The sequence below is a fragment of the Mesorhizobium sp. P3_A9 genome (genome assembly GCF_056402975.1).
In genome coordinates, this window is the sequence record NZ_JBFUGJ010000133.1 from 1 (window position 1) to 15,258 (window position 15,258).

A 15,258-nucleotide genomic window follows, 5' to 3' on the forward strand; every position below is an offset into this window, starting at 1 on the left:
CAGTAAGCCTTTGGCAGATCATCATATTGCTTGACCGTGCCGTCGGCATTTTTGGGGTACCAATGGCCGGGATCGGTATCACGGCTGGCGTAGAAGGCGACCGCGTCGCGCAGCGTGTGGAAGGTGCCATTGTGGAAGAAGCTTTTGCGCAGCGCGACGTTGCGCAGGGTCGGCGTCTTGAACAGGCCGCAATATTCGCTGCGGCCGTGAAAATCGGTGCGCAGCGGGCCGCACAGGCCGAGATCGACATAGGCCGGATCGGCATTGGCCGGGATCGCCGTATTGCGCGGCACGGCGATGGCGATCAGGCCGAAATCGGTGAATTGCGGCGGCTCGCCGTCATTGGCGGGTTCGCTGAGGTGACAGCTGGCGCAATTGCCCTTGGTCTCGTCCTCGAACAGCGCGCGGCCACGCATTTCCTGCGCCGTGAGCTCAGCCTTGCCGGCGAGGAAAGCATCGTAGCGGCTGGAATAGGGATAGAAATCGGCAGCACTCTGCTCGAAGGTGCCAAGCGCCTCGGCGGCGGCGTCGAAGGCGTCTCCCGGATGGTCGAACACGTCGGTGCCGAAGGCGGCCTTGAACGCGTCGGCATAGGCTGACTTGCGCAAGGCGGCGGCGACGGCGGCTTCATCCTTGTTGGCCATCTCGAAGGGCGAGAGCAGGGGAATTTTGGCCTGGTCCTTGCCGTGGTCGGCGCGGCCGTCCCAGGTCAGGCCGCCTGTCGGRCCATTGTCGACGCTCTCGTCGCCTTCGTCCTCGGAATCGTARAARTGYTCGGTGAAGGCGGGYGYSGCCTGGAGATAGCGCAAAGAGGGTACGGCGCGCACGCCAGGCTGGTCGAGGTTTGGTCCGCCCATTTCGACCGCCGAGGCCGAGGCCGGGCCGAAGGCGTGGCGCGGATCATGGCAGGACGAGCAGGCCTGCTTGCCGGATGCCGAGAGTGCGGGGTCGAAGAACATTTTTCTGCCAAGCGCGGTCAGCGCCTGCGCCCTAGCGAAGGCGTCGGCGCGCGATAGGGGGCCGGGGTGGACGCCATCCGGTGCCGCCGTGTTTGCCGGCGCGGCGAAGCATACCATCGATGCCGTGGCGATCACTGCCGCCCGGCTTTTCCATCGTCCCGTCGCCATAGCTGCAATCCGTTTTCGATCCCGCAACTAAGTATCCTGTGCAACGGATTCATGACCCATCCCGGCGTTCACGAAACCGTGTTCGATGGGTCGGCAAATGTCACATAGGTGACAAGGCACGCAAGTAGCTCCATTCGTGCGTTTTCCTTGCCCATGCATGTCGTCCTCCAGCCATACCCCAGCCACGAGGCATCTTACCATGACCAGATCCTTTCTCTCGCTTTGCCTCGCCTCCACGGCCTTCGCATCATTTGCCGGCGTCGCCACCGCCGCTCCTCCCGGCTACGACAAGATCGATACCGTCGTCGTCATCTATGCCGAGAATCGCAGCTTCGATAATCTCTATGGCGGCTTCCCCGGCGCCAATGGGCTGGCCAATGCTTCGGCCGACCAGGCGCGCCAGCTTGACCGGGACGGCAAGCCGCTTGCCGAACTGCCGCCGGCCTGGGGTGGCTTGACCGGCAAGGGGGTGACGCCTGTTGTGACCGAGGCGCAGTCGGCGCATCTCGCCAATGCCAGCTTCGCCATCGACGATGCCAACGGCTTCAACGAGAAGACTTCCGTCGTCATCCGCGACCTCTGGCATCGCTTCTATCAGGAGCAGATGCAGATCGATGGCGGCCGGAACGACAAATTTGTCGCCTGGGCCGATTCCGGCGGTCTCGTCATGGGCCATTACGACGGCTCCAACCTGCCGATGTGGGCGGTGGCGAARAAGTATGTGCTGGCCGACGATTTCTTCCAGGGCGCCTTTGGCGGCTCGTTCCTCAACCACATCATGCTCGCTTGCGCCTGCGCGCCGATCTATCCCAACGCCGACACCAGCCCGGTGAAGGGGCAGATCGCCGGCGTCGAGGCGGACGGCAAGACGCTGAAGCTGGCCGACAATTCGCCGGCCTCAGCGCTCGGCGGCGCGCCGAAATTCGTCAATGACGGCGCCATCACGCCCGACTTCTACGCCGTCAACACCATGCAGCCGCCCTATCAGCCGAGCGCCAACAAGCCGGTCGAAGGCGGCGACAAGGCGCTTGCCGATCCGACGCAGCCGACGACATTGCCGCCGCAGCACGACATCACCATCGGCGATCTCCTGTCGCTCAAAGGCATCGACTGGGCCTGGTATGCCGGCGCCTGGCAGGCCGCGCTCGACGGCAAGAACGCGACGCCGGTGCCGAACTTCCAGTTCCACCACCAGCCGTTCAACTATTTCGCCGCCTATGCGCCGGGCACCGCCGCGCGGGCCGCGCATCTCAGGGATGGCGGCCTGGACGGCGCCGAGTTCATCAAGGCGATCGACGACGGCAAGCTGCCGGCTGTCAGCTTCTACAAGCCGCAAGGCAATCTCAACGAGCACTCAGGCTATGCCGATGTGACATCGGGCGACCAACATCTGGCCGACCTCGTCGCGCATCTGGAGAAGAGCCCGCAATGGGGCCACATGCTGGTGGTCGTCACCTATGACGAGAATGGCGGCTTCTGGGACCATGTCGCGCCGCCCAAGGCCGATCGCTGGGGCCCGGGCAACCGCATCCCGGCCTTCATCATCTCGCCCTATGCGAAGATGGGTATGGTCGACCACACGCAATACGACACGACGTCGATCCTGCGCTTCATCACCGCCCGCTACGATCTGCCGGTGCTCTCCGGCATCGTCGCTCGCGACAAGGCGCTGCGCAACAACGATCAKCCGCCGATGGGCGACCTGAGCGCGGCGCTTGATCTGAGCCGCTAGGCTTGGGCCGCTAACCGCCTGATTTGCGGATCAGCGCGCGGCCGATCGGCTTCGGCGTTTCGCTGCGCAGCACCAGCGCCGTGGTGACCGCACCATGGCGCGCCACGGCGTCGACGATGGTTTCAAGGTGGGCGGGCGAGGGCACGACCACTTTCAGGATGAAGCAATCCTCGCCGGTCAGCCGGTGCACCTCGGTGATCTCGGGCATTTCGGCGAACTGCTTCAGGCACGGGGGGATGTGCTCATGCGTGGTGCGCACGCGGATGATGGCCATCATGCCGAGGCCGAGGGCTGCCGGATCGATCACCGCGGTGTAGCCGGCAATGATGCCACGCTCCTCCAGCCGCTTGACCCGCTCGGAGGTTGCCGGTTGCGACAGGCCGACCCGCCGGCCAAGCTCCGATATGCCGATGCGGCCGTTCTCCTGCATGGCCTCGATGATGGCGATGTCGGTCGGGTCGAGCGGCGTGCGCTCGTCGTTGGTCTTCATGGGGAACCTTGAATCCATCGGCAATGCAGTGATTTTTCCGATGGTTTCCCATTCTCGATGCCAGCGCAAGACGCCACCATGTATCCACGATCGATAGGAGCAAGGCGACATGACGCATTTCATCATCCTGCCGGGTAGCGGCGGTTCCGGCCCGGCGCACTGGCAATCGCGCTGGGAAAGCGCCAATCCGGCGATGCGGCGCTTCCAGCCGTCAAGCTGGGACCTGCCCGGTTTCACCGACTGGCTGGCGGCGCTGGAGGCCGCGGTGATCGCGGCGCCGGGGCCGCCGGTGCTGGTCGCGCACAGCCTGTCCTGCCTGCTGATCGCGCACTGGCAGAAGATTTCGCAGAGGGCGGTGAGGGCGGCCTTGCTGGTCGGTGTTCCCGATCCGGCATCCGCGGTCTTTCCGGGATACGGCATGGCCTTTGCCAAGATTCCCGAGGGCCGGCTGCGCTTTGCGTCGCTGGTGGTGACCAGCACCGACGACCCCTATGGCTCGGCGGACTATGCGCAGGCGCGGGCGACGCAATGGGGCAGCCGCATCGCCGTCATTGGGCCGTTCGGCCACATCAACGCCGATAGCGGTCTGGGTGACTGGCCGGAAGGTTTGGCGCTGCTCGAGGGTCTGGTGTCCGAGGCTTGAGGGCGCTCAGCCGCCATTCACCAAAGCGAAAACCAGCTTCTGCAAATTGCCGCCCTGGCCAAACTCGACGCGGTCGAAATCCCGGCTGCCCTGTATCCTTGCCTTCGAGATCGCGTCGAGTCGCTTGACCACCTCGGCCCTGGTCTTGCTGCATTTGGGATCATCGGCGACGGTCAGGCCGTCCGTCACGGCTTCGATGTCATGGACCATTTGTATCATGCTGGCGCCATGTACCTTCTCATGGGCGCTGACGCCGGCGATGAACACCTCCCATTTCTTCTGGGCGGCCGGTGGCAGCGGCGCGGAAGGGCTTGGCAAGGTGTAGGTGATGATCAGTTTCGGCTTCCCCGCCGTCAGCACGCAGTCCTTGCCCCTGGGCTTGTAGTCCCTGACCCCCCAGGTCAGCTTGAAGTTGGTGTAGGCGATGGCGCGGGCAATACCGACATTCGGCCCGTTCTCGCCGATCGACCGGTAGAGCTCCAGCCCGGACTGGCCCGAAATGGCGTAGGTTTCGACTTTCTCGACAGGCTTCCACTCTGCATGGGCCGTGAGCGGCAAGGTGACCAGGGCGGCCAGCACGATACACAGACGAACACAGGCTCTCAGCAACCACTCTCTCCAGATCGGGACCGAACGACCTTGCCGAACAGGCATGCCACCGGAAGGCTTTTCCTATATGCTGCCGGCCGGTGCTGCAAATCTCTTGCAGGCAGTCAATTTGGGGGAAGTCATGAGGAGATATCTCGTCGTCGCCGGTGCCTTGGCCGCATTGCAGGCCGCGCAACCGGCTTTTGCCGCGTCGTGCAGCGGCTGGAGTGCCAAGATGGAGGTAGACGAGGGAGGCAAGGTGCTGACAGCCTCGGTCTGCGGCGGACCGAAGGGCGATGCGTATCTGATGCTGACCTGTTTCGAAACGCCGGTGCTGAGCTACGATCTGGGCGCCAGCGGCCAGCAGACGGAGCCCGGAATCAGCGGCGCGTTCGACTTCAAGGCCGACGGCAAGACGGTGACCAAGACGCTGCAGCTCGAGGAAATGTACAATTATTTCGTGGTCAATCTGGCGAAGGCCGATCCGCTGCTCGACCTGTTGCGTTCGAAGGGCGATGTGACGGTCAGCGCTGCCAAATTTGGCGCGATCAGCTTTCCGCTGAAGGGGTCGAGCGGGGCCATAGGCAAGGTGCTGGCGCAGTGCGGCAAGGCGAAGCCTGCCGGTGATGCGGATTAGGGGCTCCACAGTTCGATGTCGGCGGGACAGAGGGGGGTGTGAAGGATCGCTACAGAACGAATTTTCTGCATCCTTCTATCCCATCACCCCGCCCAAGCGCACCGTAGCCGCCCTCAACTCCTCATCCGAAAACCCGGAGAAACCCAACACCAGCCCGTGCCTCGGCGTCCCGTCGATGAACATGGCGGACAGGGCACGCGCGCCAACGCCCACCGCCTTTGCCGCCTCGACAATGGCCGTGTCCGGCCCGCCGCCCTTCAGCATCGCCATCAAATGCAGCCCCTGTTCCGGCACCGTCACGTCCAGAGCATTGCCGCAATGCGCTTCGAGCCCCGCCACCAGCACGTCGCGCGCGGCTTGCACGCGGCGGCGGACGCGTCTGAGATGGGCAGCGAAATGGCCTTCGTTGAAGAGATCGGTCAGCGCGCCTTCGGCCAGTGTCGAGGGGTAGCGATCGGACCGTGCCCTGACCGCCATGACGGCATCGAGCAGCGGCTCCGGCACCACGACATAGCCGATGCGCAGTCCGGGGAAGAGTACCTTTGAGAACGTGCCGAGATAAGCGACGCGGTTCGCGCCATCCATGCCTTGCAGCGAGGTCAGCGGCGGGCCGGCATAGCGGAACTCGCTGTCGTAATCGTCCTCGATGATCCAGGCATCGTTGCGCCGCGCCCAGTCGAGCAGGGCCAGGCGGCGGCGCATCGTCATCGTCACGCCGAGCGGATATTGGTGCGAGGGCGTGACATAGGCCGCGCGTGCGTTCGGGCAAAGGCTTTCGCCGATGTCGGGGTCGAGCCCTTCGGCGTCGACCGGCACGCCAACCACCCTGGCGCCACTGCCGGCCAGAGCTGCATGCGCCATGGGGTAACAAGGGTTTTCGATCCACACCGCGTCGCCGGGGCGAAGTGCGGCGCGTACCAGGAGGTCGAGCCCTTGCTGTGTCCCCGATGTCAGCACGATCTGGCCGGCGTCGCAGCGCACGCCGCGCGCGGTTCTGAGATACGTGGCAATCGCGGTGCGCAGCGGCAGGCCGCCGCGCGGGTCGCCATAGCGGAAATGCTCGGGGCCGGGTCGGGCGAGGTGGCGCGACAACAGGATGCGGAACAAATCAAGCGTACGCGGGTCGGATACCGCCACGCCAAGGCCGCAAGGCAGTGACGTGGCGGCATCGATCTCCGGCGGGCGCGGCTTGATCAGTGTCATCGGCAAATGCGGCACATCTGGCGCGACGAAGGTGCCGGCGCCGACCTTGGCTGTTGCAAAGCCTTCCGAGATCAGCATTTCGAAACATGCGACGGCCGCCGAACGCGACAGGCCGAAACGCCGGGCAAGGTCGCGGGTGGTCGGCAATTTGGCGCCGGCGGCCAGTGCGCCGGTCTCGATCAGCCGCCTGAGCGCCGCATAGAGCTCGCGGCTGCGCGGGCCGTCGCCCGGCAGCACCGGGATCAGCGCCGACCAATCCGGCATATTGGTCTGATTTTTATCCATTGGATTGGTCCTTTTATCGACCAATATCACAGCGCATGRTTGGCAGACCAGAGACAAGGATGCAAGCCGTGAACGACGTCGCCGCCAGCTTTCCGACCAGCAAGCGCAACCGGGTGAAGCGCCGGCATGATCGTGGCAGTTATGACCACGCATCGGTGTTCGCGGTGCTGGATGCCGGCCTGCTCTGCCATGTCGCCTACACGCTCGACGGCCAGCCCTATTGCACGCCGACCATCCATTGGCGCGAGGACGACATGCTTTACTGGCACGGCTCATCGGCCAGCCGCATGCTGCGCCAGCTGCGTGGCGGCACACCGGCCTGTCTCACCGTGTCGCATCTCGATGGGCTGGTGCTGGCGCGCTCGGGCTTCAACCATTCCGCCAATTACCGCTCGGCGATGTGCTTTGGCACCGCGCGAATCGTTGATGACCCAGAGGAGAAGATGAAGGCGCTGGCCGGCGTCGTCGACCGCTTCTATCCCGGCCGTAGCGAGACCTTGCGGCCGATCTCGGCGCAGGAGGCCAAGGCGACGACGGTGATCGGCATGCGCATCGAAGAGGCGTCGGCCAAGGTGCGGGCAAAGGGTGTCGGCGACGATGAGGAGGATTACGGCCATCCGGTCTGGGCCGGCGTCATCCCGGTGCGCATGGTGATTGGTGCGGCCGAGCCATGCCCGAGGCTGCTGCCTGGTATCGAGCGGCCGGGGAATCTGGCTGGCTATGCCGAGGGCGAGAGGCTGGATCGGGCGCTGACGAAGGCGCAGGCGGTGTATGAGGGCGAGGCTGAGGCATAAGCTGATAGCCTGCCGATGCCGGCACAGCAGGATCGGTATTGACAGGCCACCCGCACGCTCTGTTCTGTCGCGCAATGATTTACGATCGTTCGCAACTCGAAGACGCCTTCCGGGCAAAGTCCCGGCTCAAATTCCTGTTATTCTGGGGACATCAGGTCTCCAAGGACGGCASCRTCACCGCSTCCTGCTTCAGCCAGTGGTGGCCGGCCCGGTTCACAGTGGCTGGCCGCAGCTATCCGACAGCTGAACATTGGATGATGGCCGAGAAGGCGCGGCTGTTTGGTGATGACGAGACGGCGGCGCAGATCCTGCAGGCGGGAAGCCCCAAGCAGGCAAAGCAGTTCGGCCGGCAGGTGCGCGGTTTCGACGAAGCCAGATGGGACGCCGAAAAGCGGCGCATCGTCGGCGAGGGGAGTTTTGAGAAATTCCGGCAGAATGCCGCCTTGCGCACATATCTGCTGGCGACCGGCGAGCAGATCCTGGTCGAGGCGAGCCCGATGGACCGAGTGTGGGGCATTGGCCTCGCCGCCGATGACAAGAAAGCGGCGAACCCGCTTCTGTGGCGCGGCGAGAACCTGCTGGGGTTTGCGCTGATGCAGGCCCGCGACCGGCTGCGTTGAAGCTGGCTCCCGCCAGCTACGCTGCATTCTAGGCGAAAGGCCTGAAGGCTCTGGTGAACGGCAAGCCGTTGAATGTGTGGGTACAGCAGGAACAGGATGGTTCCATATCCTCGACCCGCAAGTCGGGATCGACGCGTGCAAGGCGGTTGTCGCCGTCGACATAGAGGCCGCTATAGTAGGAACTTTCGCCGACCCTGATGAACGGCTTTCTTTCGGCCTCGCTGCGCGCGACCATCCAGAAGATCGGATCGGCACGGTCCAGGCGTGCCACCGCCTCGCTGTGAACCGCGGCCCAGTCGTCGCCGAGATGCGACAGCAGGAATTTGAACAGCGGCGTGTAATCCAGACCACGGTGGTGTCCGCCATGCATCGAACCCCGGTTGGTCGAGCCTTCCCGGCCTGAGTTTCGCGACCATCTGTACTCGCCGCCCCGGTCATGATGAACCAGGCGGGTTCGGGTGTTCACTTTGCGGTAGAGCGGTTCCTTGGCATGCATGCCGGCCCTCTTGCGAGATGGTGGGACGGGCATGATTGCAGCCGATCGCGTCCGGCTCAAGTGGCACGTTGCCCCGGCTGGCGCCTCGCGCTATTCCGGCACCATGATCACCTTCCGCAAGGCGCAAGCCACCGACCTGCCTGCCATCGTCGCCATGCTGGCCGACGATCCGCTCGGTGCCGCCCGCGAAGATGCTTCGTTGCCGCTGGCGCAAGGCTATGTCGATGCCTTCAACGCCATCGACGCCGATCCGAACCAGTTGCTGGCGGTGGCGGTGGATGGCGGCGAGGTGATCGGTACGTTGCAGATCACCTTCCTCGCCGGCCTGTCGCGCAAGGGCGCCTGGCGCGGGCAAATCGAGGCCGTTCGGATTACCGGCCACCGGCGCGCGGGCGGCATCGGCCGGCTGATGTTCGAATGGGCGATCGAACAATGCCGGGCGCGCGGCTGCAGTCTCGTCCAACTCACCACCGACAAGGGGCGGGCGGACGCGCATCGTTTCTATGACAGCCTCGGCTTCACCGGCAGCCATATTGGTTACAAGAAGGCACTGTAGCGTTCCGCCTCAGCCGCGACTGGCGTATACCGCAAGGCTTTCAGGCACTATTCAAATTGCCTGACAAAGCGGATATAGGTCAGCCAGGTTGACCTATATGAAAATCGTCTGGGGAGGCGTGACTTGACCCTTATGAACCTCTTGGCTTCGCGCTCGTCGCGCATGAAAGCCTCCGAAATCCGCGAACTGCTGAAGCTGCTCGACCAGCCGGATATCATCTCGTTTGCCGGCGGCATTCCCGATCCGGCGCTGTTTCCGGCTGACGCCATCCGCGATGCCTATGCCGAGGTGCTGGGCGGTGCGGAGGCGGGGGCTGCACTGCAGTACCAGGTCTCGGAAGGCTACCTGCCGCTGCGGCGCTGGATCGCCGGACAGATGGGCAAGCTCGGCGTTGCCTGCGACGAGGCCAACATCTTCATCACCTCCGGCTCGCAGCAGGCGCTGGATTATCTGGGAAAACTGTTCCTGTCGCCCAATGACACCGCGCTGGTGACATGGCCGACCTATCTTGGCGCGCTGCAGGCCTTCAACGCCTATGAGCCGCGCTACGACCGGCTGCGGCCCGAAGGCGGCAACATGACGCCGGATGCCTATCGCGCGGCGGCAGCGGCAAATGGCGGCAAGGTCAAGTTCGCCTATCTGGTGCCCGATTTCGCCAACCCGACCGGCAACACGCTGGACAAAAAACAGCGCGAAGCGGTGCTCGACCTTGCCGGTGAACTCGACATTGCCGTCATCGAGGACGCCGCCTATCGGGCGCTGCGCTATGACGGCGAGGGCGTGCCGCCGATCCTGGCGCTCGATTGCGCGCGCTCCGGCGGCATCGACAAGGCGCGCACGCTCTATTGCGGCTCGTTCTCCAAAATCCTGTCGCCGGGCATGCGCGTCGGTTGGGTCTGCGCGCCGCGCCATGTTGTGGAGAAACTGGTGCTGATGAAGCAGGCGTCGGACCTGCACAGCCCGTCGATCAACCAGCTGGTGATGCACCGCGTCGCCGAAGCCGTGTTCGACGGCCAGGTCGAAAAACTCATCGGCGCCTATCGCGAGCGCCGCGATGGCCTGCTCGGCGCACTGGAAGCCCACATGCCGGAAGGCGTGACCTGGAGCCGCCCGGAAGGCGGCATGTTCGTCTGGGCGACGCTGCCGGAAGGGGCTGATGCCACCGCGCTTTTGGCGCGGTCGGTGAAGGAGGCGCGCGTTGCCTTCGTGCCCGGCAATGCCTTCTATGCCGATGGCACCGGGCGCAACACGCTGCGGCTGTCCTTCACGCTGGCCGACCGGCGCGCGGTGACCGAGGGTATTCCACGGTTGGCGGCGCTGCTGAAGGGGTAGGGCTGGCGATGGTGTCCCTATGCCGCCACGTTCAAGAGCTGCCTGAGATTGGAAAGCCTGACGCGCGCCAGCTCGCGTAGCGATTTCTGGGACCCTTCCTCGCCGGTCTCGACAACGAAGATCAATGTCTTGAAGTCGAGCATGAACTCGTCGATGGCTGCGGCAACCTCCTGCGATTTGCCCTTGAACCGGCGCAGCAAGGCATTCGCTTCGTCGATGCCATCGCCGCCGGCGCTATCGAGCAGCGCTTCGAGCCTCTGAAAACTGTCCAATTCAAGTCCTCCCACCGCGCCACAAAACTCGGTCGGGGAGTGGAAGGTTCCAGCGCGACGTCGTCCCGCGAAAAGAAATCGCTGCCACCGTTTGAATTCCGTGGATTTGAACGAGCCGCTGGCATTCTTTTGTTTCGGGTGGAACCTCTGCGGCCAATAAAAGTTATAGCCACGTCTGATCCCCCGTCAGACATCTGAAAGCTGGAAATCAGCTTTCCCAAAGCCCGCCGGATCCCCCTCCTGGCGGGCTTTCGTTTGCAGTGTGGCGGCCGGACTTGCGGGGGGCTTTGCGTTGCCAGATTGGTGGCCCCGATGCTAACCGTGCAATTGGCGGCGGGAATCGGCATCGAGGCAACGCGCGCCAAAAATTGCTCAATAGAACTCCCAAGCTGACATCCATTACCTTACCGTCGAGGGCTATTTTTTATGCAAAATCCAATCAGGGCGATCTGTACTGCCGCGCTTCTACTTGCGGCTGGGGCCACGGGTCTGCCTATCATATCATCTGTTGCTTATATTTCGTCCGCGCGGGCTCAGGAAGAATATCTTCCGACCGAGAAGGACTTTGTCGGCAAATGGAAACTGAGTGGCTCCGCCATCCGGCCGCCGCGCGACATGACCGATGCGCCGACGCCGGAACAGGAAGCGGCCGCCGCCGAGTTCCAGCAGACGGTGACCGCCTTCTACGGCGCGTTCGACTATCTGGAGATCACGGCGGACGGCCGCTACAATTTCCATCAGCCCGGCGACCCGAATTCGGGCGCTTGCGTCTGGTGCGGAACCTGGTCCTTCAGCAAGAGTTCGCTGTGGCTCAAGCTGGATACCGCGCCCAGGCTCGATATCTATGCCAAGGACGGCGATATCCAGATGACCTACACCACTGAGCCGGACGAGAAATCGAAATACGCCTGGCTGGTTTTCGGCTGGACGAAGGCTGAGTAGGCGGCGCGCGGGCGGCAACTGGAAGCGAATTTCGAAACAGACCTTAAGCAGCTTTTCATCAATCTCGTATTCTCGTATACGAGATTGATGAAAAGCTGCCCGAGAAATCCATGAACCCATTGCCTGAAACCGTGCCGTTTTTCAGCCAGTGGGAAACGCCCGACATGACCCTGGCGGTGCTGGCCGACGGCGCCGAGGCGGCGCTCAGGCGCGATCCGCTGTGGCAGGGTTCAGGCGCTGACACGCTCGACGAATACGCGGTCTGGGCCGCCAATATCTGCGGCATGGCGTGCCTGAAAATGATCCTGGCGACGCGCGGCGAGATCGTGCCGACGATAGAGCTGGCGAGACGCTGCACCGGATATGGCGGCTATGTCGTCAGTGAAGGCTCCATCAAGGGCCTGATCTACGCGCCCTTCGTCACCTTCGTGCAGGCGGAATTCGGCCTGCAGGCTGAGGTGATGACCAATGTCGCGACAGCGGACATTCCGGCGATCCTGCAGCGATCGCGGTTCTTCATCGCTTCGGTCAGCAGTTCGATCCGCTGGCCCGAGCGCGAGCCGCCGTCGAAGGGCGGCCATCTGGTACTGGTCACAGTGGCGTCGGATGACGGTTTTCGCTTTCACAACCCATCCGGCCATACCAGCGCCACACAGGAAAACGCAGTGTTGGCGCCTGCCGATTTCGACCGCTTCTTTGCCAATCGCGGCATTGCCGTCACCATTTGATTTCGAGGGATTTTCGATGAAGGACAAGATCAGGGTTGCCATCCTCTATGGCGGGCGCTCGGCCGAGCATGACGTGTCGCGGTTGTCGGCGGCCAATGTACTGAAGGCGATCGACCGGACGCGCTACGCGGTGGTGCCGATCGCCATTTCCAGGGATGGCAGATGGCTGCTGCAACCGTCGTCAGAGGCCGGCAGCGACGGGGCAGGTGCTGCAGTGTCGGAGGATGGCGTGGAGGTTGCCCTGCTGCCTGGCGGCAAGGGCCGGCTGGTGGCTCTCACCAAGGGTGGCGAACAGCTTGACCCGGTCGACGTCGTCTTTCCCGTGCTGCATGGGCCGTTCGGAGAGGACGGCTCGGTGCAGGGCTATGCCGAGGTCGCCGATGTCGCCTATGTCGGCTGCGGCATCCTGGCTTCCGCCGCCGCCATGGACAAGGATGCCGCCAAGCGGCTGCTGCGCGAGGCCGGGCTTGCTGTGGCCCGCTCCGTCACATTGCGGCGCGGCGAGCCCGTGGCCTTCGAGGATATCGCGGCTCGGCTCGGCCTGCCGGTCTTCGTCAAGCCGGCGCGCCAGGGTTCGTCCTTCGGGGTGAGCAAGGCTGCCGACAGCGCCGGCTTCGCCACAGCCGTCGCGGCGGCGTTCCGGCACGACAGCAAGCTCCTAGTGGAAGAATTCGTCGCCGGCCGCGAGATCGAGTGCTCGGTGCTGGAGCGGGCCGATGGCTCACTCACCGTGTCGCCGCCCGGCGAGATCATCCCGGCCGACAAGCATGGCTTCTACACCTACGAAGCGAAGTATTTCGACGCCGACGGCGCAGTGATGAAAGTGCCCGCCGACGTCCCGGCTGATGTCGGCGCCAGGACGACGGAGATGGCGCGCCAAGCTTTCCGGGCGCTCGGCTGCGAGGCCATGGCGCGCGTCGACTTCTTCCTGCGCGCCGACGGTTCGCTGCTGATCAACGAGGTCAACACACTGCCCGGCTTCACCGATATCTCGATGTACGCCAAGGCGCTGGCGGCGATCGGCATCGGTTATAGCCAGGTCATTGACGTGCTGATCGAGCATGCGCTGGCCAGGCATGGGGCGCGCTGATCCGACAAGCCAGTCTCCATGGCGCGCGGTAGCAATCTGCTCCCGCTCGGGAACAAAGCGCTCTGTATAGGCGCTTGTGTTGCTGTTTGCTCCCGTACGGTATCTAATTTTCGGTTATTGATCCCGATCGGTAGCATGGTTGCTTGAATTTGAGCCTTTTGGGTGTTATGTTCCCGTTCGGGATCAAAAACATGCCGAAGACCACCATGCCTGCACCGACGCCCGCGCCGCTGAGCGCGATAGAAATCGCGCGCCGTGCCGCCCGATCCGATATCGGCACGCCCGGTGGCTTTGCCGAACAAGGCGGCGTGCCGCTGGCGCCGGTTCACGGCGAGCGAAATGTTGTCGTCCCTGTGAAGGGGGTGGAGATCAGGGCCTTTTCGCCGGACGTTCGGGTAACGCTGCCTCGCATGCTCGAATCCGATGCGGAGGAGCAGGTAACGACCTCACCCAGAGCCAAGGTCGCTGAGGCCGAACACACCACAATCGGATCGCCGGCGGATCTCGGCCGGCTGGTGCGCAAGGTGCGTGAGGGACGGCGGCTTTCGCAGCAGGAGTTCGCCGATCTCGCCGGCGTCGGCAGGCGTTTCCTGTCCGAACTTGAGAATGGCAAGCCGACGCTGGAACTGGGCAAGGTGCTGAAGGTTGCGAATGCCGCCGGCATCACGCTCCTCGCCAGGGAACGCTGATGGACGCGCTGGCGCTCGATGTCCGGCTCGACGGGTTCGCCGAGCCGATCGGCGTTCTGGCGCGAGACGACAATGGCGCTGTCGCCTATGCCTACCGGCCGGACTATGTCGCCAATCCCGATGCCGTTGCCTTGTCGCTCTCGCTGCCGTTGACCGACGAGCCCTATGGCGATGTTGCGGCCAGGCCGTTCTTCGACAATCTGTTGCAGGAGCGTGACGCGGCACTGGCCGATATCATGGCCCGCGAGGGGCTCGCGCGGGACGACATTGCCGGCCTGTTGTTCCATCTCGGCAAGGACTGCGCCGGCGCCTTGTCAGTGCTGCCGGCGGGGGCGCCTCCGGTCAAAGTACCCGGCGACTATGGTCGTGACTACATACCGGTCGGCGCGGAGCGGATGGAGCAGATCGTCGATGCGCTGCATCGCCGCCGTCGACTGCCCGATGGCACTGCCGATCCGTCGCCGCTGGCCGGCGTTCAGAGCAAGATCGCGCTGACCATGCTGCCAGACGGCTCCTTTGGCGAGCCGCGGCCAGGTTCGGGCGCGCCGACCACGCACATATTGAAGGTTCCCGATCAGGGTCATCTCCACGACGCCCGCGACGAGGCCGAGGCGCTCTCGCTGTCGCGGGCGCTCGGCTTCGAGACGACCGACGCTGTGGTCGTGCCGTTCGACGCGGTCGCCGCTCTACTGATCACCCGCTTCGACCGCGCGCGGACCCGCGACGGCCGGATCGTGCGTATCCATCAGGAGGACTTTGCCCAGGCACTCGGCTTGCCGGCGGCGTTGAAATACGAGCGGCGTGGAATGCCTGGCCGGCGCTTCGACGCGCCTGCCATCCGCCGTGTGCTGGAGGCGACCGCGGACCCGCTGGACGCCAAGGAGATTTTCGTCAGAGCCACCCTGTTCGACCTGATGATCGGCAACACCGATGGCCACGCCAAGAACTTCGCGCTGCTTCACGAGGCAGGCGGGCGCATCCGCATGGCGCCACGCTACGACCTTCTGYCGACGCGGCTCGACACCAACCTGACC

Annotated in this window: 18 protein-coding genes; 12 read left to right on the top strand and 6 right to left on the bottom strand. The window is 64.1% G+C overall.

Annotated elements, in window-relative coordinates; all coding sequences use genetic code 11:
• Positions 1–1,076, bottom strand: a 1,076-nt coding sequence (locus AC1DX0_RS18625) for a cytochrome-c peroxidase (protein WP_477356392.1), incomplete at its 3' end; no start/stop codon positions are given.
• A 250-nt stretch (positions 1,077–1,326) separates the two neighbouring features.
• Between AC1DX0_RS18625 and AC1DX0_RS18630 the strand changes: the two genes are divergently transcribed.
• Complete coding sequence (locus tag AC1DX0_RS18630) at positions 1,327–2,859, top strand: acid phosphatase (protein WP_477356384.1); 1,533 nt, start codon at positions 1,327–1,329, stop codon at positions 2,857–2,859.
• A 10-nt stretch (positions 2,860–2,869) separates the two neighbouring features.
• On the opposite strand, the gene AC1DX0_RS18635 is transcribed toward AC1DX0_RS18630, so the two are convergent.
• Positions 2,870–3,349 carry an Lrp/AsnC family transcriptional regulator gene (locus tag AC1DX0_RS18635; protein ID WP_477224300.1) on the bottom strand — a complete coding sequence of 160 codons (480 nt, stop codon included), beginning with the start codon at positions 3,347–3,349 and terminating at the stop codon, positions 2,870–2,872.
• Between the two features lie 109 nt (positions 3,350–3,458).
• Between AC1DX0_RS18635 and AC1DX0_RS18640 the strand changes: the two genes are divergently transcribed.
• The gene (locus AC1DX0_RS18640; protein WP_477224301.1) at positions 3,459–3,992 is read left to right on the top strand and encodes an RBBP9/YdeN family alpha/beta hydrolase; all 534 of its coding nucleotides are present in this window, start codon (positions 3,459–3,461) and stop codon (positions 3,990–3,992) included.
• Between the two features lie 6 nt (positions 3,993–3,998).
• Here the strand turns inward: AC1DX0_RS18640 and AC1DX0_RS18645 are convergent, their stop codons facing one another.
• Positions 3,999–4,598 carry a DUF922 domain-containing Zn-dependent protease gene (locus AC1DX0_RS18645; protein WP_477224371.1) on the bottom strand — a complete coding sequence of 200 codons (600 nt, stop codon included), beginning with the start codon at positions 4,596–4,598 and terminating at the stop codon, positions 3,999–4,001.
• A gap of 124 nt (positions 4,599–4,722) precedes the next feature.
• Between AC1DX0_RS18645 and AC1DX0_RS18650 the strand changes: the two genes are divergently transcribed.
• A complete protein-coding gene (locus AC1DX0_RS18650) occupies positions 4,723–5,217 on the top strand; it encodes a hypothetical protein (RefSeq protein ID WP_477224302.1) in 495 nt (164 codons plus the stop codon).
• Between the two features lie 75 nt (positions 5,218–5,292).
• Here AC1DX0_RS18650 and pdxR read toward each other — a convergent pair whose 3' ends face one another.
• Positions 5,293–6,705 (bottom strand): MocR-like pyridoxine biosynthesis transcription factor PdxR, encoded by a 1,413-nt coding sequence (gene pdxR / locus AC1DX0_RS18655; RefSeq protein WP_477224303.1) that lies wholly within the window; start codon positions 6,703–6,705, stop codon positions 5,293–5,295.
• 35 nt (positions 6,706–6,740) lie between these two features.
• Here pdxR and AC1DX0_RS18660 point away from each other — a divergent pair, with 35 nt between their 5' ends.
• Positions 6,741–7,499, top strand: coding sequence for a pyridoxamine 5'-phosphate oxidase family protein (locus tag AC1DX0_RS18660; RefSeq protein WP_477356386.1), 759 nt, complete (start codon positions 6,741–6,743; stop codon positions 7,497–7,499).
• Between the two features lie 74 nt (positions 7,500–7,573).
• The gene (locus AC1DX0_RS18665) at positions 7,574–8,119 is read left to right on the top strand and encodes an NADAR family protein (RefSeq protein WP_477356388.1); all 546 of its coding nucleotides are present in this window, start codon (positions 7,574–7,576) and stop codon (positions 8,117–8,119) included.
• 28 nt (positions 8,120–8,147) lie between these two features.
• Here AC1DX0_RS18665 and AC1DX0_RS18670 read toward each other — a convergent pair whose 3' ends face one another.
• A complete protein-coding gene (locus AC1DX0_RS18670) occupies positions 8,148–8,615 on the bottom strand; it encodes a hypothetical protein (protein ID WP_477224306.1) in 468 nt (155 codons plus the stop codon).
• Between the two features lie 103 nt (positions 8,616–8,718).
• Here AC1DX0_RS18670 and AC1DX0_RS18675 point away from each other — a divergent pair, with 103 nt between their 5' ends.
• Together AC1DX0_RS18675 and AC1DX0_RS18680 are read left to right on the top strand one after the other, a co-directional pair.
• Positions 8,719–9,171 carry an N-acetyltransferase family protein gene (locus AC1DX0_RS18675; protein WP_477224372.1) on the top strand — a complete coding sequence of 151 codons (453 nt, stop codon included), beginning with the start codon at positions 8,719–8,721 and terminating at the stop codon, positions 9,169–9,171.
• 132 nt (positions 9,172–9,303) lie between these two features.
• Positions 9,304–10,503 (top strand): aminotransferase-like domain-containing protein, encoded by a 1,200-nt coding sequence (locus AC1DX0_RS18680; RefSeq protein WP_477224373.1) that lies wholly within the window; start codon positions 9,304–9,306, stop codon positions 10,501–10,503.
• Positions 10,504–10,520: 17 nt separating this feature from the next.
• On the opposite strand, the gene AC1DX0_RS18685 is transcribed toward AC1DX0_RS18680, so the two are convergent.
• Positions 10,521–10,775: a hypothetical protein gene (locus AC1DX0_RS18685; protein ID WP_477224307.1), complete on the bottom strand. Its 255-nt coding sequence runs from the start codon at positions 10,773–10,775 to the stop codon at positions 10,521–10,523.
• Positions 10,776–11,201: 426 nt separating this feature from the next.
• On the opposite strand from AC1DX0_RS18685, the gene AC1DX0_RS18690 reads away from it, so the two are divergent.
• The 5 genes from AC1DX0_RS18690 to AC1DX0_RS18710 form a co-directional block, all read left to right on the top strand.
• Positions 11,202–11,717, top strand: a complete 516-nt coding sequence (locus AC1DX0_RS18690) for a hypothetical protein (protein WP_477224308.1) — start codon at positions 11,202–11,204, stop codon at positions 11,715–11,717.
• Positions 11,718–11,827: 110 nt separating this feature from the next.
• Positions 11,828–12,445 (top strand): C39 family peptidase, encoded by a 618-nt coding sequence (locus AC1DX0_RS18695; RefSeq protein WP_477224309.1) that lies wholly within the window; start codon positions 11,828–11,830, stop codon positions 12,443–12,445.
• 16 nt (positions 12,446–12,461) lie between these two features.
• Entirely contained in the window at positions 12,462–13,535 is a 1,074-nt protein-coding gene (locus AC1DX0_RS18700; protein WP_477224310.1) for a D-alanine--D-alanine ligase family protein, read from the top strand.
• A gap of 191 nt (positions 13,536–13,726) precedes the next feature.
• The gene (locus AC1DX0_RS18705) at positions 13,727–14,224 is read left to right on the top strand and encodes a helix-turn-helix transcriptional regulator (protein WP_477224311.1); all 498 of its coding nucleotides are present in this window, start codon (positions 13,727–13,729) and stop codon (positions 14,222–14,224) included.
• Positions 14,224–15,258 (top strand): HipA domain-containing protein (locus AC1DX0_RS18710; RefSeq protein WP_477356390.1); only part of this gene is annotated, 1,035 nt, incomplete at its 3' end. The genes AC1DX0_RS18705 and AC1DX0_RS18710, both read left to right, overlap by 1 nt.

Excerpts from the sequence above, each read along its gene's own strand:
- AC1DX0_RS18680 (WP_477224373.1), top strand. The coding sequence starts at position 9,304 with ATGAACCTCTTGGCTTCGCGCTCGTCGCGCATGAAAGCCTCCGAAATC.
- AC1DX0_RS18675 (WP_477224372.1), top strand. The coding sequence starts at position 8,719 with ATGATCACCTTCCGCAAGGCGCAAGCCACCGACCTGCCTGCCATCGTC.
- AC1DX0_RS18640 (WP_477224301.1), top strand. The coding sequence starts at position 3,459 with ATGACGCATTTCATCATCCTGCCGGGTAGCGGCGGTTCCGGCCCGGCG.
- AC1DX0_RS18690 (WP_477224308.1), top strand. The coding sequence starts at position 11,202 with ATGCAAAATCCAATCAGGGCGATCTGTACTGCCGCGCTTCTACTTGCG.
- AC1DX0_RS18695 (WP_477224309.1), top strand. The coding sequence starts at position 11,828 with ATGAACCCATTGCCTGAAACCGTGCCGTTTTTCAGCCAGTGGGAAACG.
- AC1DX0_RS18650 (WP_477224302.1), top strand. The coding sequence starts at position 4,723 with ATGAGGAGATATCTCGTCGTCGCCGGTGCCTTGGCCGCATTGCAGGCC.
- AC1DX0_RS18700 (WP_477224310.1), top strand. The coding sequence starts at position 12,462 with ATGAAGGACAAGATCAGGGTTGCCATCCTCTATGGCGGGCGCTCGGCC.
- pdxR (WP_477224303.1), bottom strand. The coding sequence starts at position 6,705 with ATGGATAAAAATCAGACCAATATGCCGGATTGGTCGGCGCTGATCCCG.
- AC1DX0_RS18670 (WP_477224306.1), bottom strand. The coding sequence starts at position 8,615 with ATGCATGCCAAGGAACCGCTCTACCGCAAAGTGAACACCCGAACCCGC.
- AC1DX0_RS18635 (WP_477224300.1), bottom strand. The coding sequence starts at position 3,349 with ATGAAGACCAACGACGAGCGCACGCCGCTCGACCCGACCGACATCGCC.
- AC1DX0_RS18705 (WP_477224311.1), top strand. The coding sequence starts at position 13,727 with ATGCCGAAGACCACCATGCCTGCACCGACGCCCGCGCCGCTGAGCGCG.